The sequence below is a fragment of the Streptomyces sp. NRRL B-1347 genome (assembly GCF_000720325.1).
Classification (GTDB): Bacteria; Actinomycetota; Actinomycetes; order Streptomycetales; family Streptomycetaceae; genus Streptomyces.
Genome location: NZ_JOJM01000005.1, coordinates 197,149 through 222,504 on the forward strand (window position 1 = coordinate 197,149; position 25,356 = coordinate 222,504).

Annotated in this window: 22 protein-coding genes; 13 read left to right on the forward strand and 9 right to left on the reverse strand. The window is 73.3% G+C overall.

Features of this window, described 5'->3' with window-relative positions; translation table 11 throughout:
• Window positions 1-50 precede the first annotated feature (50 nt).
• Window positions 51-1,082 (reverse strand): saccharopine dehydrogenase family protein, encoded by a 1,032-nt coding sequence (locus IG74_RS0108270; protein ID WP_030672061.1) that lies wholly within the window; start codon window positions 1,080-1,082, stop codon window positions 51-53.
• A 155-nt stretch (window positions 1,083-1,237) separates the two neighbouring features.
• Between IG74_RS0108270 and IG74_RS0108275 the strand changes: the two genes are divergently transcribed.
• Both IG74_RS0108275 and IG74_RS0108280 read left to right on the forward strand, forming a co-directional pair.
• A complete protein-coding gene (locus tag IG74_RS0108275; RefSeq protein WP_037824784.1) occupies window positions 1,238-2,203 on the forward strand; it encodes a helix-turn-helix domain-containing protein in 966 nt (321 codons plus the stop codon).
• 153 nt (window positions 2,204-2,356) lie between these two features.
• Complete coding sequence (locus IG74_RS0108280; protein WP_030672067.1) at window positions 2,357-2,695, forward strand: hypothetical protein; 339 nt, start codon at window positions 2,357-2,359, stop codon at window positions 2,693-2,695.
• A 71-nt stretch (window positions 2,696-2,766) separates the two neighbouring features.
• On the opposite strand, the gene IG74_RS0108285 is transcribed toward IG74_RS0108280, so the two are convergent.
• Window positions 2,767-4,599, reverse strand: a complete 1,833-nt coding sequence (locus IG74_RS0108285; RefSeq protein WP_078868661.1) for an alpha/beta fold hydrolase — start codon at window positions 4,597-4,599, stop codon at window positions 2,767-2,769.
• 153 nt (window positions 4,600-4,752) lie between these two features.
• On the opposite strand from IG74_RS0108285, the gene IG74_RS0108290 reads away from it, so the two are divergent.
• Window positions 4,753-5,883 (forward strand): sensor histidine kinase, encoded by a 1,131-nt coding sequence (locus tag IG74_RS0108290; protein WP_234334271.1) that lies wholly within the window; start codon window positions 4,753-4,755, stop codon window positions 5,881-5,883.
• Window positions 5,884-5,888: 5 nt separating this feature from the next.
• Window positions 5,889-6,590: a response regulator gene (locus IG74_RS0108295; RefSeq protein ID WP_030672075.1), complete on the forward strand. Its 702-nt coding sequence runs from the start codon at window positions 5,889-5,891 to the stop codon at window positions 6,588-6,590.
• 3 nt (window positions 6,591-6,593) lie between these two features.
• On the opposite strand, the gene IG74_RS0108300 is transcribed toward IG74_RS0108295, so the two are convergent.
• Window positions 6,594-7,808 carry an erythromycin esterase family protein gene (locus IG74_RS0108300; RefSeq protein ID WP_030672078.1) on the reverse strand — a complete coding sequence of 405 codons (1,215 nt, stop codon included), beginning with the start codon at window positions 7,806-7,808 and terminating at the stop codon, window positions 6,594-6,596.
• Window positions 7,809-7,864: 56 nt separating this feature from the next.
• On the reverse strand, window positions 7,865-9,322 hold the full coding sequence (locus tag IG74_RS0108305) for a purine-cytosine permease family protein (protein WP_030672081.1): 1,458 nt from the start codon (window positions 9,320-9,322) through the stop codon (window positions 7,865-7,867).
• A gap of 59 nt (window positions 9,323-9,381) precedes the next feature.
• On the opposite strand from IG74_RS0108305, the gene IG74_RS0108310 reads away from it, so the two are divergent.
• From IG74_RS0108310 to IG74_RS0108340, 7 genes are all read left to right on the forward strand, one after another.
• Entirely contained in the window at window positions 9,382-10,032 is a 651-nt protein-coding gene (locus tag IG74_RS0108310; RefSeq protein ID WP_420709869.1) for a TetR/AcrR family transcriptional regulator, read from the forward strand.
• A gap of 107 nt (window positions 10,033-10,139) precedes the next feature.
• Window positions 10,140-11,765 carry an amidohydrolase gene (locus IG74_RS0108315; RefSeq protein ID WP_030672087.1) on the forward strand — a complete coding sequence of 542 codons (1,626 nt, stop codon included), beginning with the start codon at window positions 10,140-10,142 and terminating at the stop codon, window positions 11,763-11,765.
• A 105-nt stretch (window positions 11,766-11,870) separates the two neighbouring features.
• Window positions 11,871-12,692, forward strand: coding sequence for a helix-turn-helix transcriptional regulator (locus IG74_RS0108320; protein ID WP_030672090.1), 822 nt, complete (start codon window positions 11,871-11,873; stop codon window positions 12,690-12,692).
• A 120-nt stretch (window positions 12,693-12,812) separates the two neighbouring features.
• Complete coding sequence (locus IG74_RS0108325; protein ID WP_030672093.1) at window positions 12,813-13,877, forward strand: methyltransferase; 1,065 nt, start codon at window positions 12,813-12,815, stop codon at window positions 13,875-13,877.
• Window positions 13,878-14,139: 262 nt separating this feature from the next.
• Entirely contained in the window at window positions 14,140-16,947 is a 2,808-nt protein-coding gene (locus IG74_RS0108330; RefSeq protein ID WP_030672095.1) for an AfsR/SARP family transcriptional regulator, read from the forward strand.
• Between the two features lie 174 nt (window positions 16,948-17,121).
• A complete protein-coding gene (locus IG74_RS0108335; protein WP_030672097.1) occupies window positions 17,122-17,319 on the forward strand; it encodes a DUF6229 family protein in 198 nt (65 codons plus the stop codon).
• A 123-nt stretch (window positions 17,320-17,442) separates the two neighbouring features.
• Window positions 17,443-20,316 carry a type 2 lanthipeptide synthetase LanM family protein gene (locus tag IG74_RS0108340; RefSeq protein ID WP_078868662.1) on the forward strand — a complete coding sequence of 958 codons (2,874 nt, stop codon included), beginning with the start codon at window positions 17,443-17,445 and terminating at the stop codon, window positions 20,314-20,316.
• A gap of 4 nt (window positions 20,317-20,320) precedes the next feature.
• On the opposite strand, the gene IG74_RS0108345 is transcribed toward IG74_RS0108340, so the two are convergent.
• Window positions 20,321-20,773 carry a hypothetical protein gene (locus IG74_RS0108345; protein ID WP_030672101.1) on the reverse strand — a complete coding sequence of 151 codons (453 nt, stop codon included), beginning with the start codon at window positions 20,771-20,773 and terminating at the stop codon, window positions 20,321-20,323.
• A gap of 137 nt (window positions 20,774-20,910) precedes the next feature.
• Window positions 20,911-21,294: a winged helix-turn-helix transcriptional regulator gene (locus IG74_RS0108350; protein WP_030672102.1), complete on the reverse strand. Its 384-nt coding sequence runs from the start codon at window positions 21,292-21,294 to the stop codon at window positions 20,911-20,913.
• A 104-nt stretch (window positions 21,295-21,398) separates the two neighbouring features.
• On the opposite strand from IG74_RS0108350, the gene IG74_RS0108355 reads away from it, so the two are divergent.
• Entirely contained in the window at window positions 21,399-21,800 is a 402-nt protein-coding gene (locus tag IG74_RS0108355; RefSeq protein ID WP_030672103.1) for a RidA family protein, read from the forward strand.
• Between the two features lie 2 nt (window positions 21,801-21,802).
• Here IG74_RS0108355 and IG74_RS0108360 read toward each other — a convergent pair whose 3' ends face one another.
• The 3 genes from IG74_RS0108360 to IG74_RS0108370 all read right to left on the reverse strand — a co-directional run bounded on the left by IG74_RS0108360 (window position 21,803) and on the right by IG74_RS0108370 (window position 23,810).
• Window positions 21,803-22,342, reverse strand: coding sequence for a hypothetical protein (locus tag IG74_RS0108360; RefSeq protein WP_030672104.1), 540 nt, complete (start codon window positions 22,340-22,342; stop codon window positions 21,803-21,805).
• A 437-nt stretch (window positions 22,343-22,779) separates the two neighbouring features.
• Window positions 22,780-23,187, reverse strand: coding sequence for a hypothetical protein (locus tag IG74_RS0108365; RefSeq protein WP_030672105.1), 408 nt, complete (start codon window positions 23,185-23,187; stop codon window positions 22,780-22,782).
• A 29-nt stretch (window positions 23,188-23,216) separates the two neighbouring features.
• Complete coding sequence (locus IG74_RS0108370; protein WP_030672106.1) at window positions 23,217-23,810, reverse strand: hypothetical protein; 594 nt, start codon at window positions 23,808-23,810, stop codon at window positions 23,217-23,219.
• Window positions 23,811-24,108: 298 nt separating this feature from the next.
• Between IG74_RS0108370 and IG74_RS0108375 the strand changes: the two genes are divergently transcribed.
• On the forward strand, window positions 24,109-25,146 hold the full coding sequence (locus tag IG74_RS0108375) for an alpha/beta hydrolase (protein ID WP_030672108.1): 1,038 nt from the start codon (window positions 24,109-24,111) through the stop codon (window positions 25,144-25,146).
• Window positions 25,147-25,356 lie beyond the last annotated feature (210 nt).

Sequence of the window (25,356 nt, forward strand, 5' to 3'; positions counted from 1 at the left end):
ACGGCTTTAGGACGAACGGCTGTTGGTGCCCATGGCCCGCCCGCCCCGGGCTACGCGTGCGGGGTGAAAGTGATGTGCGGTGCCAGGGAGCGCAGGAAGTCCGGCGCGTCGAAGATCTGGCCCGCGGAGGCGACGCCCATCGTCCGCACCTGCCCGGTCAGGACGCGGTGCACCGCCTCCACCACGAGCGGCGCGGTGACCGCGTAGATGTCCTGGCCGCTGACCACGGCACGCCGCTCGCTGTCCCCGGAGCGCACGACGACGTCGACGAGGAAGGTCTGCGCCGACCTGCCCCGGTCGTCGACGGCGGCCGGGGTCGGTGTGTCCGGGGCCGTGACGTCCCCGGCCGCCTCGACGGTCATGTAGGTGCGCACCTCGGGAACGGCCAGGTGGCTGGGGACCGTGACGACGTCGGCCATCGAGAACTCCCCGATGACCGACCGGACGCCCACCGGCTCCGGGAAGGTCCACTTCAGGGTGGGCGGGGCGTCGTCGCGGTACTCCAACCGCCCGTTCGCGAAGCGGACGCGCCGGCCGCCGCGCCGCTCCCGGGAGACCGCGCCCGCGGCCCGCGTCCCCGGCGTGGGGTGCCAGCCGTTCAGGCCGTAGGCGATGTGCACCTCGTCGGCCTCCGTCCAGTCGCCCATCGCGGCCGTGGCCACCAGGTCGCCCAGGCCGCCGTAGAAGGCCATCGCGGGCACGATCACCGCTCCCGCGGCCCGGGCGCGGTCCGCGAAGTGCGCGAACGTGTCGGCGTTGGCCTCGATCTCGGCCGCCACGTCCAGGTACGGGATCCCGGCGCGCAGCGCCGCCTCGATCACGGGAGCGGCGGTCGTGGCGAAGGGCCCGGCGGCGTTGACCACGGCCGCCGCACCGGCCAGCGCGCGATCGAGCGAGGCCGGATCGTCGACCGACGCGGGCCGGACCTCAAGGCCGGGGTGGGACTCGGTCAGCTCCCGCAGCTTGTCGGCGTCCCGGCCGGAGAGGACCGGGACGAACCCGCGCTCCCGCAGGTGCGCCACCACGAACCGACCCGTGTGTCCGTACGCGCCGTACACCGCCACCGTCTGCCCCGCTGCCATGACTTCTCTCCCTGTGCTCGAACCATGCTCGACCGCGCTCGAACCGCGCGATAGCTGTCTTTGAGGTGTGTTTGAACGATCAACTAGGACCATCTTGGCCTGCGTGAGCGTCGTGCGTGAGTGTCTGGAACGACATGCCGCGTACAATTCCGGACATGAGTTCTGTCGCCCTGGCCGTCACCGACGGGATGCTGCACTTCGAACTGTCCGTGGCCTACGAGGTCTTCGGTTCCGCCCCGGACGCCGTCCCCGGTCCCTGGTACGACCTGAGTGTGTGCGGCTCGGACGCCGTGCGGTTCGGCCGGTTCCGGCTCGAACCCGACCACGGCTTCGACCGGCTCCGCCACGCCGGCACGGTGATCGTCCCCGGCTGGGCCGACGTCGACGTGGAACCGCCCGCCGAACTCGTCGACGCGGTGCGCGCGGCCCATGAGGCGGGGGCGCGCGTGGCCTCCCTGTGCACGGGCGCGTTCGTCCTGGCCGCCGCGGGCCTGCTGGACGGCAAGCGCGCGACCACGCACTGGGCGCACACCGCGGAACTGGCCGCACGTCACCCGCGGGTGGAGGTCGACCCGGACGTGCTCTACGTGGACAACGGCAGCGTGCTCACCTCCGCGGGCAAGGCCGCCGCGATGGACCTCTGTCTGCACCTCGTCCGCCTCGACCGCGGCTCGTCGGTCGCCAACGCGGTCGCCCGTCGCCTCGTCGTGCCGCCGCACCGGGGCGGCGGTCAGGCCCAGTTCGTCACCGCCCCGGTGCCCGCGCGGGACGACCATCCGCTCGCCGGTCTGCTCCCCTGGGTGATCGAGCGCCTCGACGAGCCGCTGACCGTGGAGGACCTGGCCCGCCGCGCGCGGATGAGCTCGCGCCACCTGGGCCGGCACTTCAAGGCCGCGACCGGCACCACTCCGCTGCAATGGCTGCTCACCCAACGCATCCGCCGCGCCCAGGAGTTGCTGGAGAAGACCGACGACGGCATCGACGCCATCGCCGCGGCCACCGGCATGGGCACCGCCACGACGCTGCGCCGCCACTTCAACCGCACCGTCGGCGTGCCGCCGGACACCTACCGCCGCACTTTCCGGTCACGCGGTCGGTCAAGCGACGTGCACACGGCGTGAAAACGCCGCTTCGGCAAACGATGGGCAAACGTCAGGCGAGCTGATGTTACGTGTAAGGGAGTTCGTCAAGAATGGACAGTGACGAAGAGGGAGGCCGGGGGGTCGGGACGCCGCTGTTCCCTGGTAGGAGATCAAGCAGCAGGGGGCCGGGAGATGAAGGACGCATCGGGACATCCGCTGGCCGCGCCGAGGATCCACGAAGCCGCCGACGGCGTCGTCACCCTCGACGGTCACGCATCCGAGCTGAGGGTGCGGATCGAGCCGTACGCGGGGATGGCCGCGGGAGACCGGGTCCAACTGCGGTGGGACACCGGGGTGTTGCGCACGTCCCGGATAGACACACAGGTCATCGACGCCGGTGAGGTCGGCGAGCCCAAGGTCTTCACCGTCGTACGGCCCTCCCCGGGCACGGCGCGGGTGAGCTATCTCGTGGGCCACCCCGCCGGTGACTGGGAGGCCTCGCAGCGGCTGACCGTCACCGTGCGCGAGTGATCCGGGAGGCCTTCGGCCACGCGTGACGGACCGATCCGGCCGCCCGTCGGCGGCCGGATCGGCGCATCCGGTCAGACGCCGGGCGGCACGCTGCCCTTGACCACGGTGCCGGGCGCGGGCACGGCGAGACGCGTGAGGTAGTCGGTGATGGCCTTCCGCTCGGCGCCGCCGTTGAAGACCTTCGCGCCGTGCCCCCAGCCGTCGACCTCCACGAGCGCCGCCTTGTCGCCGAGGTGCCGCGCGACCGAGCGGGCCCAGTCGACGGGCGTGGCGTTGTCGTGCCGGGCGTTGATCAGCAGCATCGGGTGCTCGGTGCGGAACTCCTCCGGCTGCGCGGGCCGGGGCGTGGGACGCTCCGGCAGGCCCAGGCAGAGGTTGGCGTACCCGACCGCGTTCGGCGAGAAGCCGAAGGCGGGCGCGGCCTCGCGGGCCGCCCGCTGGTCGGCGAGGTAGGCCGCCGCGTCCGGGGCGCGCAGGTTCAGATCGACGCACACCGCCTGGTCGGCGACGGGCAGCAGCTTCTCGGCGGGCTGCTCCTCGGCGTCCTCCTGCCAGGGCTTCCCGCTGTCCAGGGCCTGGAGGTACTCGCCGATCACCGGCCAGGACGGGGTCAGGAGCATCTGGTCGAGCGTGCCGTTCAGGGCGGCGAGCGTCACCTTCTTGCCGTCGTTGCGCAAGGAGCCGTCGGCGGCCTTCGCGGCCACGCGCTGGTAGACCGCGCGCGGGTCCTTGTCGCCGAGCGCGCACTCGTCGTCCTTGCCGCACCACCGGGCGAACTCTCCATAGGCCCGCTCCAGGGCCCGGGCGCTCGTGGCGTTGAAGTCGCGACGGCTCACCGCCGTGTCCATCACGCCGTCGAGCACAGCGGCCCGCACCCGCTCGCCGTACAGCTGCGCGTACCGCTGGCCGTAGACGGTGCCGTACGAGTGCCCGTACAGGGAGACGCGGTCCTCGCCGAGCGCGGCGCGGACGGTCTCGACGTCGTGGCTGACGCTGGTCGCGTCGGTGTGCGCGGCCACGGGCCCGGACGCGCGGGCACAGTCATCGGCGAAGGCGCTCGCCCGCTTCCGCTCGCGGGCGAACTCCGCGGCGGAGGCGGCGGGCTTCTTGTCCTGCGCCATGGCCACGTACGGCCCGGCCGGACAGCGCACCGGGCTGCTCGCGCCGACGCCGCGCGGATCGAGACTGACGATGTCGAAGCGCCGCTCGAGGCCGCCCCACGCGTCGGTGGCCCGGACCGTGTCGACGCCGGAGTTCCCGGGGCCGCCGGGCAGGAAGACGAGGGTCCCGACACGCCGGTCCGGGTCCGTGGCCGTGCGCCGGGCGACCGCGATGTCGATCTTCTTGCCGTCGGGCTTCTTCCAGTCGACGGGCACCCGGACGGTGCCGCAGTCGGCGCCCTTCGGCACGCCCTCCTCGGCGGGGCAGGCCTTCCAGGCGACGCGCTGCGCCGGGATCCGCGCGGCCGACGCGCCCCGCGCCCCGGACACGGCGTCCCGGTCCTGCCACGCGTACAGGGCGCCGCCGACGCGCGCCCCCGACCAGGTGCCGCAGTTCGTGTCGGCCTTCGCGGCCACGTCGGACGGGAACCAGTCGGCCTTCAGACGCGGCTTCCCCTGCGGCTTCCCCCGCACGCACGAGGCGGGGAACGCGCCGTCCTTCGCCGTGAACCGCAGGATGCGGTCCTCGCCCGTCGTCGACATCACGTACGAGATGTCCGTGGCATCGTCCGGCAGCCACCGCGGCACGGACTTCCGGTCCTTCTTCGCCTCCGCCCCGGTCTTGTACGTCGCCTTCTCCTGATGGTCGTCGAAGGGGTTGTACGAGCCGCCGCACGCCGTCAGGGAGACGGCGAGCGCGGCCACGCCGAGGGCACAGGCCGGTGTGCGGGGAATGCGGGGCATGGGCGTCGCTCTCTTCAGAGTCCGGGAATGCTGCGTTGCTCCACGGTCGCCGGGCGGCGCCGGGTGCCGCCTCAGCCATTCGACGGATCGGACCCGCGCCGGTCCGGCTTTCGGTTGAGCCCTCGCGTACGACCTGGTCCGTACATTCGCTGTGTGAACCGCCGCCGCATGCTGCTCCTCGCCCTGCCGCCCGCCCTGCTGCTCTGGCTCGGCGACCTCGTGTCGAACGAACCGGACGGGTCCTGGCTCCCGCTGGTGTCAGGCCCCCTGGCGCTGGCGGCGCTGTTCGCGTGCCGCCGCGTCGCCGTCGAGACGCTGACGGCCGGGGCGGCCCTCGCCTCCGGGGCGCTGACGCTCGGGATGCTCGGGTTCGCCACCGCGGGCGGCAGCTGGGGCGTGCTCGAATCGGCGGCCCTGCTCGCGCTGCTCGCGGTGGCGGCCCGGACGGCCCGGGTCCCCGCGGCGTACGTCCTCTGCCCGCTCCTCGCCGTGGCGATCGTCACCGCGCCGGTGCGCATGGGCTTCCCCTCGGACGCCGAGACCTACGCCTTCCTGCTGACGGTCGCGGCGGGCGGCGCGCTCGCGCTCGGCTGCTACCTGCGCTCCCTCGACCGGCGCCGGGCCGACGCCGTGACCGCCGTGCAGGAGGCGGAGCGCCTCGCCCTCGCCCGCGACCTGCACGACTTCGTCGCCCACCACGTCACCGGCATCGTCGTCCAGGCCCAGGCGGCCCGCACCATCCGGGAGACCGCGCCCGAGCAGCTCGACCCGCTCCTCGCGGGCATCGAGCGGGCGGGCACGGAGACGCTGGCCTCCATGCGCCGCCTCGTGCACGTGCTGCGGGCCGCGCCCGACGCCCCGACCCGGCCCGCGGACCTGCTCACCGAGCTCGCGGCGCTGGTGGCCGCGCACGGCGACAGCGGGGGAGCGGCCGCCACCCTGGACGTCTCCGCCGACGCCCGGGCCCTCGCCCTCGCGCCGGAGGTCGAGACGTCCGCGCACCGCGTGGTGCAGGAGTCCCTCACCAACGTGCGCCGCCACGCGCCGGAGGCCGACGGGGTCCGCGTGCGGCTGACCGCGCACGGCGGCCGGCTGCGCGTCGAGGTCGGCAACGGGCCCGCGCCCGCCGGTGACCGGCCGCCGCCGGGCGGGAGCGGCGGGCTCGGCCTGGTCGGCCTGCGCGAGCGGGTGGAGGCGGTCGGCGGCAGGTTCGACGCGGGGCCCGCCCCGGACGGCGGCTGGCGGGTCCGCGCCGAGTTTCCCCCGGCACACCTGCCACACTGACCACGATGAGCGCTACGACCCCCGAGACCGGCACCGCGCCCCTGCGCGTCCTGATCGCCGACGACCAGGAGATGGTGCGCACCGGCTTCCGCCTCATCCTCGCCGCGCAGCCCGGCATCGAGGTGGTCGGCGAGGCCGCGGACGGCGCCGCGTGCGTGGAGCTCGCCCGGCGCCTTCGCCCCGACGTGTGCCTGGTCGACGTCCGCATGCCGAAGCTCAACGGCCTGGAGGTGACCCGGCTCCTCGCGGGGCCGGACGCGGTCGACCCCCTGCACGTCGTCGTGGTGACCACCTTCGACCAGGACGACTACCTGGACGAGGCCCTGCGCTCCGGCGCCGTCGGCTTCCTGCTCAAGGACGCGGGGCCCGGCCTCCTGGTGGAGGCGGTGCGCGCGGCCGCACGCGGCGACGCCCTGGTCTCGCCCGCCGTCACGCTGCGGCTGCTGTCGCGCATGGCGGACCGGCACGGCCCGCAGTGCGGCGCGGCGGCCGAAGGGGCCTCGCCGCACGAGCTGTCCGAACGGGAGCTGGACGTCGCCCGGCTCGTGGCGCGCGGCCGCACCAACCAGGAGATCGCCGCCGAGCTGTTCATCTCCGTCGCCACCGTGAAGAGCCATCTGGTCAACATCCAGGCCAAGCTCGCCGTCCGCAACCGCGTCGAGATCGCGGCCTGGGCCTGGGAGTCGGGGCAGATGGGCCGCGCCTGACGGTCAGGCCAGCCACCGCACCGGCGTCGCCCGGCGCACGTGGACGAGGACGTCGAATGCGTCGGCGAGCGACGCGACCGCGACGTACTGGGACGCGTCCTGGGCCGGGTCGTAGACGCCGCTGATCACGCGGAGCCTCGCGGGGCCGTCCCACTGGCGGCGTACGTCGGCGTGGCGCAGGTCCAGCCAGCGGGCGGGCACGTCCGGCTCCCCGAGCCGCGCGTCGACGAGCTCCGCGCCCGGCTCGGGGACGGCGACGACTCCGAGGTCCCCGTGGTGGAAGCCGATCGCCACGGAGACGTACCGCGCGCCGTAGCGCTCCCGCAGGAGCGCGCCCGCGGTGGGCTGCGGACCGGACTCGGGAGCCATGCCCATGGTCGTCCCGGCCGCCGCCGTGTGCGCGATCCCGTCCCAATAGACCATGCGCAGGCCGGTCCCGCGGTGGGCGTCATCGAGGGCGTCCGCCTCCGTCGCGGTGTCGTTCGTGAAGCTGCCGCGCCCGGCGACGCTGCCCGCGTGGAACCTCTCGATCAGCCGCATCCGGGTCACGGCGTCGTCGTCATCGCCGATGCCGGGCAGCGCCAGGACCAGCGCGAGCGCGTCGCGGGCGTGCTCCACGAACGGCCGCCCGGGATGGGTGCCCCGGGCACGCTGCACGTGCTCGTCGGTGTCGTGCGCGGTCCGGATCGGGGCGAGGTGGGACGCCACTCGCGCGAGCCGGTCCGGCGCGGTCGCGCGCACGTGGTCCAGGACCGCGTCGTAGTCCTCGGACCGCGCCTGCGCGGGCTTCACGCTGAAGATCCGTACGGGGTCGTCCGGGCGGTCCCGGTTGAACTCCCTCATCCAGTCCAGGGCTTCGGCCATCTCGGCGGTGCGCCACGGGCGCCAGGCACCGGCGAGCGCGGCCTCGGCCGAGCCCTCGCCGAGGCGCACGTACCGGTCGAGGTCGGCGGCGACGTCGGCGCTGTCCTGCACGGCGAGCGCCCGGAACCCGTGCTGCCGGACGAGCCGGCGGAAGAGCTGGTCACGGATGCCGAAGGTCTCCCGGGAGAACCGCGTGGACTCGCCGATGCCGACGATGGCGGCCTCGGCGGCGAGGGCCTCGGCCAGGGCGTCGAGGGCGGCACCGGACAGCGGGCCGGAGTCGGTGGGCTGCCGACCGGGGGCGTCCACGAGCGAGGGGAGGGAGGCCTGCAGAGCGGTGGTGTCGTTCGTCATGCCCCACATGCTCATAGGTGAAGTTTGGTTGAGGTCAAGGAGCGGCTCACTGCTCCTCATCGGCGGACGCGCGCTCCGCCCCTGGCCCGGGTGAGGAGCGCGTAGAGGGACGAGGCGACGACGATGCCGACGGGCAGCGAGAGGTCCATGTCGCCCAGGGCCCCGGCGATCGGCCCGGTGTACAGGGTGTCGACGCACAGGGCCGCCGCGGTGACGCCGCCCGCCAGGGCCAGGGCTCCGGCCGGGTTGACCCCTGCGGTGTACCAGAAGGGGCTGCCGGGGGTCTCGTCCATCAGGGCCGGACCGTCGTAGCGGTTGTGGCGCAGCAGGATGTCCGTGGCGTAGACGGCGGTCGCCGGGCCGAGCAGGACGACGGTGAGCTGGAGGACGTTGCTGACGGTGTCGAGGAAGTCGGAGACGAGGAGCGCGTACAGGGTGAGGGAGACCGCGGCGGCGCCGTCGGCGAGCACGCTGAGGGAGCGGCGGATGCGGATGCCGACGGCCTGGAGGGCGAGCCCGGCGCTGTAGGAGGTCAGGGCGTTGAGGGCGATCGTGCCGAGGACGAGGGCGAGCAGGAAGACCGGGTCGAACCAGCCCGGCAGGATCCGCTGCAGCCCGGCCTGCGGGTCCGTCATGTCGACCGCCGTCGCGGCGAGCGCCCCGAGGGAGCACACGGCGACGCCGGGCAGGAAGCCGCCGAGCGCGGTCCAGCCGAGGACGGCCTTCGCGGACGTCGTCCTCGGCAGATAGCGGGAGAAGTCGGCGCTCGTGGTGTACGACAGCGGGGCGGCGCCGATCAGGGTGACGCCGGAGAAGAGGACCGCCCACAACTCGGCACCGGTCAGCGGTTCGGCGGGCGCGTAGGCGTAGTCGGCGTGCTGGAACACGCAGACCGCGACGACGGCGAAGACGGCGGTGAGCGTCAGGGTGATCGGCAGGTACAGCTTCATGATGGTGGCGTGGCCGTACACGCCGATGGTCAGGGTGAGCGCGGCGATGGCGAGAACCACGGCGACCTTCACGCCGGTGCCCGCGGTGACACCGGTCTTCTCGACGAGCGAGAACGCGGCGGTCGCGGCGGCGGCGAGGTTCAGGGCGAAGTACGAGACGGAGATCATCCAGCCGACGACCGCGTTGTTGACCCGGTTGCCGCGGATTCCGAACATCGCCCGCGTGATCACTTCGCTCGGGGCGCCCGCGGCCGGGCCGGATATCGCGAGCAGCCCGGTGAGGGACCAGAACAGATTGCCCGTCACGATCACCGCGAGGGCCTGCCACAGCGTCAGGCCCATCAGGATCAGGGTGCCGCCGACGATGAGGCTCAGGTAGTTGACGTTCGCCGCGGCCCAGACGGAGAACAGCCGCCGGGGGTGGCCGTGGCGCTCCCGCTCGGGGATGTGGTCGATGCCGTGGGCCTCGATGCGGCCTGCCCCGCCCGTCGGGGGCGGCGCCTCCTGGTGCGCCGTCCGGGGGCTGAGGGGGACTTCGTGCGGGTCGGGAAGCGTGGACGCCATGCGGCCCCTCCGGATGCTGGATACCCACCTGCTTGTTTATTGGTCGCACACTCAATAGCATGGATTCCGTGACGTCAAGGCTCCAGAACAAGCGAATTCGTAAATCCCCAGCGGCAAGACGTGCGGAAATCGTTGCGGCAGCGGCTCAGGTGGCACTGACCGAGGGCTTGGAGTGCATCACGCTCCGGCGCATCGCCGGGGAACTCGACGTCAGGCCGGGGCTCATCAGCCACTACTTCCCGGCCGTGGACGACCTGGTGGCCGAGGCCTACGGCACCGCCGCCGGCTCCGAACTCGACGAACTCCTCCCGGCCGACCGGGCCGACGCCACCTGCACCCAGCACCTGGCGCGGTTCTTCGCCCTGGCCGCAGGGGAGACATACGACGACATCAGTCGTCTCTGGCTCAACGCCCGGCACCTCAGCCGCTACCGACCCGCGCTGTGTGCCCGCGTCACCACGCAGGAGGCCGCCTGGCGCGACCGGTTCGAAGGGCACATCCGCGACGGCGTCGCACGGGGGGAGTTCCGCACCGATGACCCGATGGTGACGGCCATGCAGATCCTGGTCGTCCTCGACGGCCTCGGCGTGCTCGTCAACAGCGGTGACACCGCCGACAGCCCGCCCGAGGTGCTGCGCATGCCCGCCACCACGGCCGAGCGTGAACTCGGCCTCGAACCGGGCTCCCTGAGCCCCCCGACGTCCGACTGACCCGCCCGCGGCACGCCTTCCCGTGACGTGCCGCCGATCCCGACCGATTCCCCTCGCAGCACGCTGAGCGTCGCCGCTCCCACCGACGACCCCGCAAGGAGACCCCCGTGCGCACTTCCCTGATCCTGCTCTCGGCCCGTCTGCTCGACCCGGTGTCCGGCGAGTTCCTGCCGCAGACCGCGCTCGCCGCGGCGGGCGGACGCATCACCGCCCTCGGCGACGCCCGCGAGGTCCGCGCGCTCGCGGACCCCGCCACCGAGGTGATCGACCTCAAGGGCGCGGTGGTGACACCGGGCCTGGTCGACGGCCACATCCACCCCGTCTCCGGCGCCGAACTCACCGAGGGCCTCGACCTGTCGGCCTGTACCGACGTGGCACAGGTACGCGAAGCGCTCGCCCGCGAGGTACGCGACCTCGCCCCCGGCGCGTGGCTGCGCGGCTGGGGCCTCGACCCCAACGTGTTCGCGGGCGGCCCCGTCACGACCGCCCCCTTCGACGCCGTGCTCGACGGCGTGCCCGCCCGACTGCTGCTCTTCGACGCCCACTCCGCGCTGGCCAGCCGCCGCGCCCTCGAACTCGCGGGCGTCGACGGACCGCGGACCTTCGACCAGGCGACCGCCGAGGTGGTGTGCGACGCCGAGGGGCGGCCCACCGGGCTGCTCCTTGAGGAGGCCGCCTGCGAACTCGTGGAGCGGCTCGCCCCGCAGCTCACCTACGAGGAGCGCCGCGCCCGGCTCGCCGCCGCGCTGCAGACCATGGCCGCCGCGGGCCTCACTGGCGGCCACGCCATGGACGCCAACGGCGACAGCCTCGCCTTCTACGCCGAGCTCGACGCGGCCGGGCAGCTGCCGCTGCGGCTGCGGGTCGCCCCGTGGTGCCAGCCCGGCACCGACGCCGACGGCCTGCGCGCGCTCATCGACCAGCAGGGCGCGGGCGGCCGCCGGTGGCGCACCGACGGCGTGAAGATCTTCATGGACGGCACCATTGACAACGGCACCGCGTGGCTGGAACAGCCCGACTGCCACGGCGAGTCCCGGCACGCCTTCTGGCCGGACCCCGAGGAGTACACCCGCGTCATCGGCACGCTCCACCGCGCCGGAGTGCCCACCGCCACCCACGCCATCGGCGACGCGGCCGTACGCCACGTCCTCGACGCCGTCGAGAAGGCCCAGGCCGACGACTGGCGAGCAGTACGCCACCGGGTCGAGCACATCGAGACCGTCCCCGACGACACCCTGCGCCGGTTCGCGGACCTCGGCGTGGTCGCCTCCATGCAGCCGACCCACTGCTGCGACTTCACCCGGGCCGACCACACCGACAACTGGTCGCTCCGGCTCGGCGAGGAGCGCGCCGGGCGTGCCTGGCGCTGCCGCGACCTGTACGACTCCGGGGCCGTTGTCGTCCTCGGCTCCGACTGGCCCATCGCGCCTGCCCCGCCGCTCGGCGTCATGGCCGGGGCCCGCCACCGCCGCCCGAGCCGCGACCTCACCCAGGCCCCGCACGGCCCGGAGCAGGCCCTCACGGCCCTTGAGGCGCTCCAGGGCATGACCGTCAACGCCGCCTACGCGGCCGGTGAGGAGCACGATGCGGGCCGCATCGCGATCGGCCACCGCGCCGACCTGACCGTCCTCGCCGCCGATCCGCTCACCACCGCCGCCACCGAACTGCCGGACCTGCCGGTCCTGCTCACGGCCGTCGACGGCGAACCGACCCACCGCGACCCCCGGTTGTGACCGGCGGGCGCGACGGCTCGGATTCCTGGGCGGGCTCCGAGGTCCCGGGGGCCCGTGGGAACTTTCGTCCAAGACAGGGCCGTCGAAGTCGGCGACTGTAGGGGCATGCACAGCAACGAAGCGGGGCCCGTCCCCTTGGAACGCGATGTCGAGGGCGGCTGGGAGGTCGCCCTCGGCGGGGCGTCCCTCGACGGCGTCCGGATGGCGGGATTCCGTGACCGTGCCGCCGCCGGTCTCGACATGCGCGTGCTCCCGCAGCCCTCCGTGATCGTCGTCATCGGGCTCGGGGACGAGCCGGTCACGGTGGAAAGCGGCACGGGACACCGGCCCCTGCGGAGCTTTGTCGCCGCGCTGACACCCGGTCCGGCCCGCATCCGTGGCGAGCGGGTCGAGTGCGTCGAAGTGAGCCTGTCACCCCGGGCCGCCTACGCGGTGCTCGGCGTCTCCCCGCGCGAGCTGGAAGGGTCCATCACCAGCCTGGAAAGCCTGTGGGGGCGGCACGAGCGACACCTCCGCGAGCGGCTGGCCGACGCCACGACCTGGCGGGAACGGCTCACGCTGACCGAGGCGTTCCTCGCCCGGCGCGCGGCCCGAGCGCCCGCCATGGCACCCGAGGTCGCCGCCGCCTGGGAGACCATCGTGGGCAGCGGCGGCCGCGTACGCGTCGCCGACCTCGCCGCCGCCTGCGGCTGGAGCCGCAAGAGGCTGTGGTCCCGGTTCGGCGACCAGATCGGCCTCACCCCCAAGCGCGCCGCCATGCTGGTCCGCTTCGACCGCGCCGCCCGCGCCCTGAGCGCCGGTGAGAACGCCATCGACGTCGCCCTGGCCTGCGGCTACGTCGACCAGCCCCATCTCCATCGCGACGTACAGGCCCTCGCCGGGTGCACACCGGGCGCGCTGGCCGGCACGACCACGTCGGCCGGCTGACCGGGCGCGCCGCAAGAACACGTACACCCCACGCGAGAACACGTACACCCCACGCAAAAGCACGTACATCCCAGGCACCTGCATCCCACGCACCTGCATCTCACGAACGGGGAGAAACCCATGTCGAAAACCGATGTCCGCGCGCCGGAAGCAGCCGACGCCGAGCTCGTCGTGCGGCTCGCGTTCGGCAGCATGGCCGCGCAAACCCTGCGCGCGGCAGTCCGGTTGAAGGTGGTGGAGCTCGTCGGCGACGCACAGCGCCGGGCCGCCGACGTGGCCGCCGACGCCGGAACCGCGCACCAGCCCATGACCCGGCTGCTGCGCGCCCTGGCCGGGCTCGGGCTGCTGGCGGAACACGCCCCCGACACCTTCTCGTTGACCCCGGCGGGCGCACTCCTCGACCCCGGCCACCCCGCGTCGCTCACGTCCTTCGCGGGGATGTTCACCGACCCCACCCTGCTGCGCGCCTGGGAGCACCTGGACACCAGCGTCCGCACCGGCGAGATCGCCTTCGACGCCGTCTTCGGCACCGATTTCTTCCGTCACCTCGGCCAACACCCCGAACTGTCGGCACAGTTCAACGCGGCGATGAGCCAGGCCACCGGGGCGACCGCCGCCGCGCTGCCGCACGCCTTCGACTTCGGCCGGTTCACCTCGGTCACGGACGTCGGTGGCGGCGACGGCACCCTTCTGGCCGGTGTCCTCGACGCGCACCCGGCCCTCACCGGCGTGGTGTTCGACACGACGGACGGCCTGGCAGACACGCCGCGGACGCTGGAGCGGCACGGCCTGACGGAGCGCTGCTCCACGGCCGCGGGGGACTTCTTCCACGCGGTCCCCAAGGGCTCCGACCTCTACCTGATCAAGAGTGTCCTGCACGACTGGACGGACGACCAGGCGGTCACGATCCTCGGCCACTGCCGCGCGGTCCTCCCGCCCGGCGGACGCGTCCTGATCGTGGAGCCCGTACTGCCGGAAGTCGTCGACATCCATGCCGAAGCCGACGTCACCGACGGCGGAACCACCTATCTGACGGACCTCAACATGATGGTGAACGTGGGCGGCAGGGAACGCACCCGCAAGGACTTCGAGGACCTGTGCCGCCGCGCGGGCCTGACCCCGATCTCGATCACCCCGCTGGCAGGGGCCGCGCCCTTCTCCCTCATCGAGGCCTCCGCCGACTGATCGCGTACGGTCGCCAGGCGCGCGCGGCGGAGCGGACGAGGCACTCGCAAACGGGCACGAGCCAGCCCGTTCCGGTTGATTCGGTCCCACCTGTTTCAGTCAAGGTTGGGCAAGCCTTGGACAAACCTTGAACGTCCCGGTGAGGGTGGTGGGGCAGGGCCTGCGGGACGCCGTGCGGCGCGCATGGAGACGTGCCGGGAACGGCCGAGTACCGATGGCGGAGCGGCCGCGCGCGGGCGACGGGGGCGGGAGGGCCGGTGCGGTGACGGCGCGGTTCACGGTGCTCGGGAACGTCGAAGTCCTGCTGAAGGGCCGACCGCTCGCCATCGGGCACCTGCGACAGCGCGGCGTGCTCGCGGCGCTCCTGGTGGACGCCAACCGCACCGTGTCGGTGGACCAACTCGCCGACCGCGTCTGGGCGGACCGCCCTCCGCAGCGGTTCCGCTCCTCCCTCTACAGCTATCTGTCCCGGCTGCGGCAGGCCCTGAACCAGGCAGGGACGACCGGGGCGCACATCGACAGGCGGCCCGGCGGATACCTGCTCGCCGTCGACGCCTCGGTGGTGGACCTGCACCGCTTCCGCGACCTGGTGGCCCAGGCCCGGGCCGCGCAGGACGGCGGACCCGCCGCGGTCCTGTACGACCAGGCCCTCGCCCAGTGGCAGGCGGAGGCGTTCGCCGGTCTGGACACGCCCTGGTTCAACGCGCTGCGCGAAGCCCTCGCCCGCGAACGGCACGCGATCGAACTGGACCGCGACGAGATCGCCCTGCGGCAAGGGCGCCACGGCGAACTCCTGGCCGCGCTCACCACCAGAGCCGACGCCCACCCGCTGGACGAGCGCCTCGCGGGCCAGCTCATGCGCGCCCTGCACGGGGCGGGCAGGACGGCCGACGCCCTCGCCCACTACCGCCACCTCAGGGAACGCCTCGCCGACGAGCTCGGCGTGGACCCGGGAAGCACCTTGCAGGAGCTGCACCAGCAGATCCTCACCGGCGACCTCCCCCTCGCCCCGCCGCGCACCCCGCCCGCCGCGGCGCCGCCCGTGCCCCGCCAACTGCCCGCGTCACCAGGGGTGTTCACGGGCCGCGACGAGGAACTCGACCGCCTCACCAAGGCCCTGGGCGCCACGGCGGCGGGCGGGCACGGCGGGACCGTGGTCATCTCGGCGATCGGAGGCATCGGCGGCATCGGCAAGACCTGGCTCGCCGTGCGCTGGGCCCACGAGAACGCCCACCGCTTCCCGGACGGCCAGCTCTACGTGAACCTGCGCGGCTTCGACCCGACAGCGCCGCCGATGCCCCCGCCCACCGCGATCCGCGGATTCCTCGACACCCTCGGCGCCGACCCGGACAGCATCCCGCCGGACCCGGACGCGCGGGCCGCGCTCTACCGAAGCCTCGTCGCCGAACGGCGCCTGCTGGTCGTCCTCGACAACGCCCGCGACGCCGACCAGATCCGGCCGCTGCTGCCCGGCAGCCCCTCCTGCACGGTCCTGGTCACCAGCCGCAGCCGCCTGACCGCCCTCGTGGCCACACACGGGGCCGAGCCGCTGCTGCTCGACGTCCTCGGCCGCGACGCGGCACACCGGCTCCTGGTCAGCCATCTCGGCGTGCCCCGGGTCGCGGGCGAACCCGACGCCGTGGACGCGCTCCTCGACCACTGCGCGGGCCTGCCGCTCGCCCTGGGAATCGTGGCCGCCCGCGCCGCTACCCACCCGGACGTCCCGCTCGCCGACCTGGCCGCGGAACTGAGCCGGGCCGCCGACCGCCTCGACGCCCTGGACGCCGGTGACCTCACCGCCAGCCTGCGCGCCGCCTGCGAGGCCTCGTACCAGGCGCTCGCCCCGGCGGCCGCGACCCTGTTCGCACTCCTCGGCCTCGCCCCGGGCCCGGACATCAGCCTTGCCGCCGCGGCGAGCCTCGCGGCACTCCCGGAAGCGCGCACGCGCCTGCTCCTCGCCGAGCTGGAAGCCGCACACCTGGTCCGCCAAGACCTCCCCGGCCGCTACCGGACGCACGACCTGATCCGCCTGTACGCCGCCGAGGCCGCCCGTCGGCAGTCCGGCCAGGACGTCGAGGACGCCCTCGACCGGCTCGTCGACTTCCATCTGCACACCGCGTTCGCCGCCAACCGGCTCCTCGACGGGCCGAACACGCCGTTCATGGTCCAGCCGGAGCCACCGGCCCCCGGCTGCGGCCCGCTGCACCCGGCCGACACCACCGCCGCGCTGCGGTGGTTCGACGTCGAACACGCCTGCCTGCTCGCCGTGCAGTCCCTCGCCCTGGACACCGGCCGCCTCCCTCACGTCTGGCAGCTGGCCTGGACGCTCATCTCGTACCACCAGGGCGGCTACCACCTGGCCGAATGCCTCGCCGTCTGGCAGGCCGCCCTCACGGCGGCCGAACGGCACGGCGACGCCCCCGTGCCCAGGGCCCTCGCCCACTGGCGCTACGGGCACGCCCGCGCCCTGACCGGCGACCACGGCGAGGCCCTCGACCACATCGGCCTGGCCCTCACCGTGGCCGAGCGCACCGACGACATCGCGGGGCAGGCCCACATCTGCCGCACCCTCGGCCGCGTCTGGGAGCAGCGCGGCGACGACGAGCGCGCCCTCGAACACGCCCTGCGCGCCCTCGCCCTGTACCAGCGACTGGACAACCCCATCTGGCAGGCCAACCAGCTCAACGCCGTCGGCTGGATGCACGCCCAGCTGGGCCGCTACGCCGAGGCGCAGACCCACTGCGAGCACGCCCTGCGCCTCTACCGCGAGCACGGCCGCCCCGTCGACGCCGCCTCCACCCTCGACAGCCTCGGCTACATCGCCCACCACACGGGCCGGCACCACCAGGCCGTGGAGTACTACGAGCAGGCCCTGGCCCTCTTCCGCGTCCACGCGGACGCGTCGAACGAGGCCGACACCCTCGCCAACCTGGCCGAGACCCACCACACCCTGGGCAACGAGGCCCCGGCCCGGGCGGCATGGCAGCAGGCCCTGGCCCTGTACGAGGCCCAGAGCCGGGGCAGTCAGGCCGAGCGGATGCGCTCACTCCTGTCCCAGAGGCCTTCCTGAGCCCCAGAAACCCCGTATGACTGTGGCCGGATCGGGTGGCTGAGGAGTCGTTGAATCCGGTGATACTCAGGTCTCGGCAATCCGTCCCCAGCTCCTCCTACTCCTACCCGTCCCCGACTCCTACCCGTCCCCGACTCTTACCCGTCCCCGACTCCTACTTTCCGGAGGCCGCTCATGCCCAAGACCAGTGCGCAGTCCGCCGTTCTCGAAGCGTGGCTGTCGGGCGCCGAGAGCGCGTACGGCCAGGCCAACCCCGCGGGGCCGCTCTACGTCGGTGGTAGTGCGGCCGAGGCCGCGCTGACCGACCCGAGTGACGCCCTGTACGGCTTCTGTTCCAGCCCGAGCGGGTCGCACGGCAGCTGGTGCTGCTGACCCCTCGCGGGGAGCCGCGAGCCCCGGCACCGGGAACGCGCCGGGTCGTCCCGCGGCTCCCCGCACCCCTTCCGAGCGGCTCGACAGGCGCCGCCGCGCGGCGCGGGACGGAGGCGGTGGCCCGTGAGCGGATCGGCACCGGAGAAGACCGCACAGCGGCCTGGTCCTGACGGGCCCGGACAAGCCCGCGACGAGGCCCAGTGGTTCGCCCGGCCCGTACGGAACGTCGCCCGCCCCTGGCGGGCGGAGCTGGCCCGGCGCCTCGCCGCCGTGGCCGCCCTCGGCGGGCGCGAACGGGACGTGATCCTGGAGGCCGGACACACCGCCCTGCTCGACTCCCTGCACGCGAAGCTCTCCCGCCTCTTCCTGATCGAACTGCACGCGCTGCGCCTGACGGCGGACGGCGGGCGGGCCGACGCGGGCGCGGCGGCCGGATCCGACGACCCGACCTGGACCGCGTTCATCGAGCAAGCCGGTGCGGACGGCTACCTCGACGGGCTCGCCCACCGGTACCCGACCCTCGGCGCGCGGGTCGCGTCGGTGGCGCGGCTCTCGGTTGCGGCCGCGGCCCGCTTCGCGGAGCGGCTCGCCACGGACCGCGATCTGCTGACACCCCTGCTCGGAGGGGAGACGGGGGAGGTGCGCGCCGTCGCGTTCGGGGCGGGCGACAGCCACCGGGGCGGCCTCACGGTCAGCCGGGTGGACTTCGCCGCCGGAAGCGTCATGTACAAGCCCCGGCCCTCCGGCGCCGACGTCGCCCTCGGCGCGCTCCTCGACGAGCTGTTCGCAGACCTCCCCGGCGCCCCGCCGCCGGACGAACGCATCCGCGTGCCGCGGACCCTGGCCCGGGACGGCTACGGCTGGGCCGAGTTCGTCCCCCACCGCTACTGCGCCGACGACACCGAACTCGCCGCGTTCTACCGGGGCGTCGGCCACTGGCTCGCCGTGCTGCGCTGCACCGGCGGCACCGACATGCACGCCGAGAACATGATCGCCGCAGGCCCTGTGCCGGTGATCGTGGACGCGGAGACCCTCTTCGACGCCCCCGCGCCCTTCCCGCCCAGCGGCCGCGGCGACGCCGTCGACGTGGCGGCGGCCGCCATCCGCCGCACGGTACTGCGCACCGGGCTGCTGCCCGTGCGCGGCACGGGCTTCGCGCTCGGCGGCGTGGACATCTCCGGGGTCGGGGCGCTGCCGGGCCAGCAGCCGCTGATCCCGCACCCCGTGATCGCGGACGGCGGCACCGCGGCGGCCCGCTTCCAGGTGGACCTGGTGGCCGTGCCCACGGCGGGCAACCACCCCAGCCCCACCCCGGTCCTGAGCGCGTACTGGGACCGGATCCTGGCGGGGTTCCGCGAGATGACCGCGCACCTGCGGCGGCCCGGCACCGACCCGTACGCACTTCTGCGCCGTTTCGAGGGCGCCACGGCGCGGCGCATCCTGCGTCCGACGCAGGCGTACGTCGACATCGGCCGGATGCTGTGGCACCCGGCGTCGCTGCACGACGAGCAGGGCGCGGTCGAGCGGGCCCGCGACATCCTGCGGCGCAACGCCGAGGTACTGCCGGGCGCACCGAAGGACCGCGCGGCCATCGACGGCGAGATCGTGGAACTCCTGGTCGGTGACGTGCCGATGGTCACCTTCCCCGTGGACGCTGCCGCCGTACGCACCACGGTCGAGGACTGGCACACCGCCGACCTGGCCCTGGAGGAGTCGGTGATCCAGGACGCGCTGGTGGGCGCGTACCTCAACGAGCGGTCACTGCCCGCGCGCGTGCAGGCCGCCGCCCGCGATCCGCACGCCCGCGACCGGGAGCGCCGCCGCCGGGACCTCGCGGCGCGGATGGTGCGGCGGCTGTGCGACGGCGCGGTGCGCGGCGAGGACGGCACGGTCACCTGGATCAGCCCGGTGTTCACCCCCGCCGGATGGTCCATCAGGGTGCTGCCCGCCGACCTCTACACAGGGCAGGGCGGCGTGGCGCTGACGCTCGCGGAGTACGACCGGGAGGTGCGGGCCGGGCGGGCGGACGAGGTGCCGGGCGTCGCCGAGGCGTGCGCGGGGGCCCTGCGGGTCCTGGTGAGCACCGAGGACCGGACGCCGACGCCCTCGGCGGGCGCGTTCAGCGGCGCCGCGTCCCAGGTGTGGACGTGGCTCGCGCTGCACCGGGTGCTCGCTGAGGACCGGTTCCTGGAGCGGGCTACCGGACGGGCCGTGCTCCTCGAGGCGGGCCCGCTGGTCGACGACGACGTCGAGGTGGACCTCCTCAACGGGGCGGCGGGCGGGGTCGTCCCGCTGCTCGGCCTTGCCGAGGCCACGGGGCAGGACCGCTGGCTGGCCGCGGCCGCGCGCATCGGCCGCAGGCTGTCGGGCCTTGCCGTCGTCGACGAGAGCGGTGCCCGCTGGCCGACCCGGCTCAACCCCGAGGGCATCGGCGGCTTCGCCCACGGCGCCACCGGCATCGGCTGGGCCCTGCTGCGGCTCGCCCTCACCGACGCGGGATCGCCCGGCGAACGACGCGCCTGGGCCCGCCTCGCCGAGCGGGCCTTCGCCTACCAGGAGTCCCTCTACCGGCCCGAGCACGGCAACTGGCTCGACGTGCGCATCGGCGCCGAGGAGGACTTCTTCACCAGCTGGTGCCACGGCAGCACGGGCGTCGGCGTCGGCATGCTGGACCTGTACCGGCGCGCGGGCGACCCGGCCCATCTGGACATGGCCCGGCGCGCCGCACGCGCCTGCACCGCCGAGGGCTTCGGCTGGAGCCACACCCTGTGCCACGGCGACCTCGGCCTCTGGGAGTTCCTGACGTCCCTGGGCGTCGGGGACCCGCAGGACCTGGACGGCGAGATCCTGACCGGCCTCGAACAACGCGGTCCGGTCGGCGGCCTGGCCCGCGAGGCGTTCTCGCCGAGCCTCATGTCCGGCCTCGCGGGAGTGCTCCACACCCTCCTGCGGATGCACCCCGCGCCCGACCTGCCCGACCCGCTGCTGCTCGACTGACGGCTCAGCCCGCGTACACCCGGCCGTCCTTCACGACGTAGTGCGCCGCGTCGGAGCAGCCGATGGACGGCGTGACGAGCAGGCTCACCGTCAGCGGCGCGGGCTCGGTGCTCGCGGTGGAGAACGCGCAGACGGCGCCCCTGCCCGTGAGGGGGTACCAGAACCAGCCGTCCACGTCGCCCACGGTGACGCGGTCCGACTCCTTCCAGGCGCCGTCGGCCCGCTGGAAGACCTGGAGGCGTACGGAGGCCGCGTACTGGTCCTCCGTCGAACGCAGCGCGGTCAGCGTGATCTTGTAGTCGGAGCCGAGGACGGACGACGCGATCTGCCGCGTCTGCGGCGCGGCGGCGGTCTTGGCGTTCGACGATCCGGCGCCGGCGGCGCCGAGACCGGCCGTCATGAGGACGGCGAGGGCCGCGGTCACACCGCGGCGGGTACGCGTACGGACCAAGCTCATGTGTTCCCCCGTTGGAACGAGTGGGAAGGGTGAGCGGAACGCCGGAGGGCTCCGCTCACTGGGGAAGACACATCCCAGGGATCGAGGGTTGTACGGCGGTCGCCCCTGCGCGGCCCCACGCCGCCAGCCGTCCGCTGTCAGCCGTCGAAGCGGCTGCGGGAGGCCTCGATGTCGCCGAGGTGCGCGTGCGTCCAGTCGCAGATGCCGTCGACCACCCCGCGCAGGGCCCGGCCGGGCCGGGTGAGGGTGTACTCGACCCGCGGCGGCACCGTGGGGTACACGGTCCGCTCGACCAGGCCGTTGCGCTCCAGCATGCGCAGGTTCTGGGTGAGCATCTTGTGGCTGACGCCCTCGACCTCGTTGCGCAACTCGCTGAAGCGCAGGGTGCGTTCGCCGAGCGCCTCGATGATCAGGAGCGCCCACTTGTTGGCGATGTCGGAGAAGATCTCGCGCGCGAGGGAGTCCGCCCGCCTCAGGTCGGCGTCTTCGGGCAGGCCCTTGAGCAGCTGCTTGGTCACCATCGGGTTCCCCCGTTACGGAAAAGTGCGTTCTTCCAGGTCGACGCTCACTCTCCTACGGTTCCCGAGTAACCACAAGAAAGTCTCTGAACAGAAGGACGAGTGCCATGACCACCCATGACGTCTTCCGCTACGACGTGTCCGCCGAGAGCGACTTCGGTTACGCCCAGGCGATCAGGTCCGGCGACCTGGTCCACGTCTCCGGACAGCTCTCGCTCGACGGGACGGGCGCGTTCCGCCACGCCGACGACTTCGATGCCCAGCTGAAGCAGACGTACGCCAACTTCGACAGGATCCTCGACCACTACGGCCTCACCCGCGCCCATATCGTCTCGCAGACCCTGTACGTGGTGGACCTGCGGCAGAACGCCGCGGCGATGGCGGCGGGCAACCTCGCCTACTTCGTCGACCACCGCCCGGCCAGCACCGCGGTGGGCGTCACCGAACTGACCTTCCCCGGGCAGGTCGTGGAGATCGCCTTCGTCGCCGACGTACGCCTGGCCGACTGAGGTCATCGCCTGAGGCGGCGGTCGATGATGCGCTGCGCGGTGTTGACCGCGGCGCGGATGTCCGCGATCTTCGCGCCCTGCTGGCGCGAGAGGTCCAGCGCCTCGGTCACCGACTTCTTGTCGGAGATCCGCTTGGTGAGCCGCTTGGCGCACTCGGTGCTCAGCACGGTCGTCTGATACGCCTCGACCGTGGCGACGACGGTACCGAACGGGATCTTGGGAAAGCGCTTCGCCGCCTGCTTGACGAGGCTGAGTTCCCTCCTCAGACCGTCCAGGTCGGCATGGGTCGCGGTCATGGACTGGAGGGTATCGAGCTCGACGACAACCTTGTCGAGGACCACGTAGTCCTTCTCCAGGAGCTTGGCCCTCTTGTCGCGCCAGCGGTGGACGGCGGCGACGACGATGCCGATCGCGGTGAGGAGGGCGACCCACGTGAACGTGTCGTTGAAGCCCTCCGAGGCCGCCGTGCTGGCCTGAAACAGACCGCTCTCGCACGTGTCGTCGGTGTTTTGCCACGGAGGGGAAGAGCAAGGGGGCACCATGAGGTCGTCCTAACCGGGAACTAGGAGGAGGCCCGCCGGCCAGGTCCTGCACAGAGCGAACCGGCGAGCGTCTGAAGGTTCTCCGTGCACCGGTGACACGGCGCACGTCACAGCTGCGGCCTCGGGCCCCACCAAGCCTGGGGCCGCGGTCGTTCAGGGCTTTCGCGCCCCGTCGGACGGCGCTATCGCGGAAGGCCGCCGCGGCCCGGACGGGGTTGGGCACGACGCGGACCGTTCCGGCCTTGCGGACACGTGGAAACGTGCGAACTCCGGTGTTTCCCGGTCATTCGTTCTCTGCGCGGGGGGCCACGATGAAAATGAGGGCATCGGCTCTTCCGTGATGAGGTCGTGGAGTTGGCGCGGGGTCGTGGACGGGCCGTAGCCGCTCAGCGTCCGCCACGGGCTCGGAATCCTGGCGGCGCTGGGCGGAACCCCCGCTAGTCCACGGGATGTTGGGGGATCAGGCGCGCGAGGATGCGGTGCCGCTGCCGCCAGCCGGGGTTGTTGCGGACCACCGAGATCCGCACGTCGTTCGTCGCGGTGTACAGCGTCGCCATCCCGGCCCCCAGCTGCAGGGCCACCGCCGTGGAGATCCCCCAGAACAGCAGCATCGTGACCGTCATGCAGATGCTGACCATGGCGGCGCCGAGCGGCATCGCCGCGTTCGGCACCTTGGCGATCGTGCTGTGCGTCCGCGCCCGGGTGGACCGGCGTTCGTCCCGGCAGGCCTTGTGGACGGTGTCGGCGTAGGCCCGGACATGCTTCTCCGGGTCGAACGAATACGTACGGAACTCACCCATCGGAGCCTCCTCCTTGGCGGTGCTGGTGGTGCAGGGCCTGGTCATCGATTCCCTCTCGTCACTCACGTGCCGCTTCACGTATGCACGGGCTCGCGTCGCTGCCCGGACAGGAGCCATTCGAGGCCGTCGACGTCGACGTGGTCCTCGCTCATGGCCTTCCAGGCGTTGCTGAAGTGGGCCTTGACGCAGCCGGTCGTGATCCCCATGGCGTCCGCGATCTCGGGCCTCGGCATCCGCATGACTCCGGCCATGTGGAAGACCGCCTTCTGGCGATCCGTGAGATTTCCGTCGCTCACGTAGTGCAGGCCGCCGAGGATCGTCCGCTTCTTCTCGGCCGGATCCCATCCCGGCGGCAGATCGGCGTCGTTCAGGTGCTCGTCGAGCTGTCTCGACAGCAGCGGAGGCAGGTCCTCCAGATAGAAGGTGGCGGGTCCCGGGCGGTCGGACAGGATCGCGCTCCGGTGCTTGCGCGCCTTGGCGATGGTCCTGCCGCGGAACTCGACCCAGTTCGACCTGAACCGGCGGACCTCGGAGGCGTAGTACGCGGCCGCCTCCTTCCGCACCCACTCCTGGACGGCCCACACGGGTGCCCCACCGAGGTAGACGTCCCGGAAGAGCGTGAACACGGCTCGTTCGTCCGGCAGTTGTCGGTGGATGGTGAAGGTCACTGGGGCCTCCCGTGACGTCCCGAGCGAGATGAATTTCGGACTGACGCCGAACGTACTCAGCGGCGCCCCCGACGGGTTTAGAGCCCGGCGACAGCCCGCCTGAGCTGCGCGAACATCCCTGTCCTTGCGGGCGTTCGGGAAGCTGGCGGGCCCGCGCCGCCGGGGCGCGTGCGCGGGGGTGTGATTGGGTACGCCGTATGGGTCTCAGACGAATGTTCCCGGGGCGCGCGTGCGCGGGGGTGGGTTGCCGCGGCACAGCGGCAGCCCGGGGTACCGCCGTCCGACCGGAGGGCGGATCATGAGTGTCAGCTCCGCTTCGGCGCGGTCCGGCGGCGTCCCCGAGCCGGGCGCGGCGCCCCCCTTCGACCCCGAACTGAGCGTCGCCCTCGCGGCCTTGGGCACGGCGCCGAGGGAGCCGGTCACCCCGGACAACCTCCAGGAGCGGCGCGCCCGGGACGCGGCGTCACGCCCCCGGCCGACAGCCGAGGACCTGCGTGCCGGCGGCCTCTTCGAGGTGACGGAGCTGCGCGTGCCGGGGCCGCCGGGCGCGCCCGACGTCACGCTCGTGAGCGTGCGGCCCGCGGGGCTCACGGGCCCGCTGCCCCTGCTGTACTACCTGCACGGCGGCGCCATGGTCATGGGCAACGCCTGGTCCGTGCTGCCGCGCATCCTCCGCGAATGGGCGCTGCCGCTGGGCCTCGCCGTGATCTCGGCCGAGTACCGGCTCGCGCCGGAGACGCAGTACCCGGGACCGCTGGAGGACTGCTACGCCGGACTCGTCTGGGCGGTCGAGCACGCGGCCGAACTGGACATCGACGCGGACCGCGTCGTCATCGGCGGCAAGAGCGCGGGCGGCGGGCTCGCCGCGGCCCTCGCCCTGCTGGCCCGGGACCGCGGGGGTCCCGAGGCGCTGGGGCAACTGCTGCTGTGCCCGATGCTCGACGACCGCAACAGCACGTACTCCAGCCATCAGATGTCGGGCCGCGGCCTGTGGGACCTCACCTCGCACACGACCGTGTGGAAGGCGGTGCTCGGCGACCGCTATGGCGCCGCGGACCTGCCGCCCCTCGCGGCCCCCGCCCGCGCCACGGACCTCTCCGGCCTTCCGCCCGCCTACATCGAGGTCGGCTCGGCCGAGATGTTCCGGGACGAGGACATCGCGTACGCCAACGCGATCTGGCGGGCCGGAGGCCAGGCCGAACTGCACGTGTGGTCCGGCGCCTACCACGGCTTCGACGGCATCGCCCCGAAGGCGGCCGTCAGCCTGGACGCCCGCGACGCCCGCACCCGCTGGCTGCGGCGCCTCCTCGCGCAGGCGGGCCCGAAGGACCAGTGAACGGCGCCTGATCCGGGCTCCGACCACGCGAAAGCCCGCGATCGGCGGGGCAGGCCGATCGCGGGCCGGGGTGTCGCGGGGGAGGGGGAGTCAGGCGGCGTAGCCGAGGGCGAGGGTGGCGACGACCGGTGCCAGGTAGAGGACGGGGAAGGCGACGGTCTTGTAGGAGCGGGCTCGCAGGACGGTGATGACGGCGCCGCCGAAGTACAG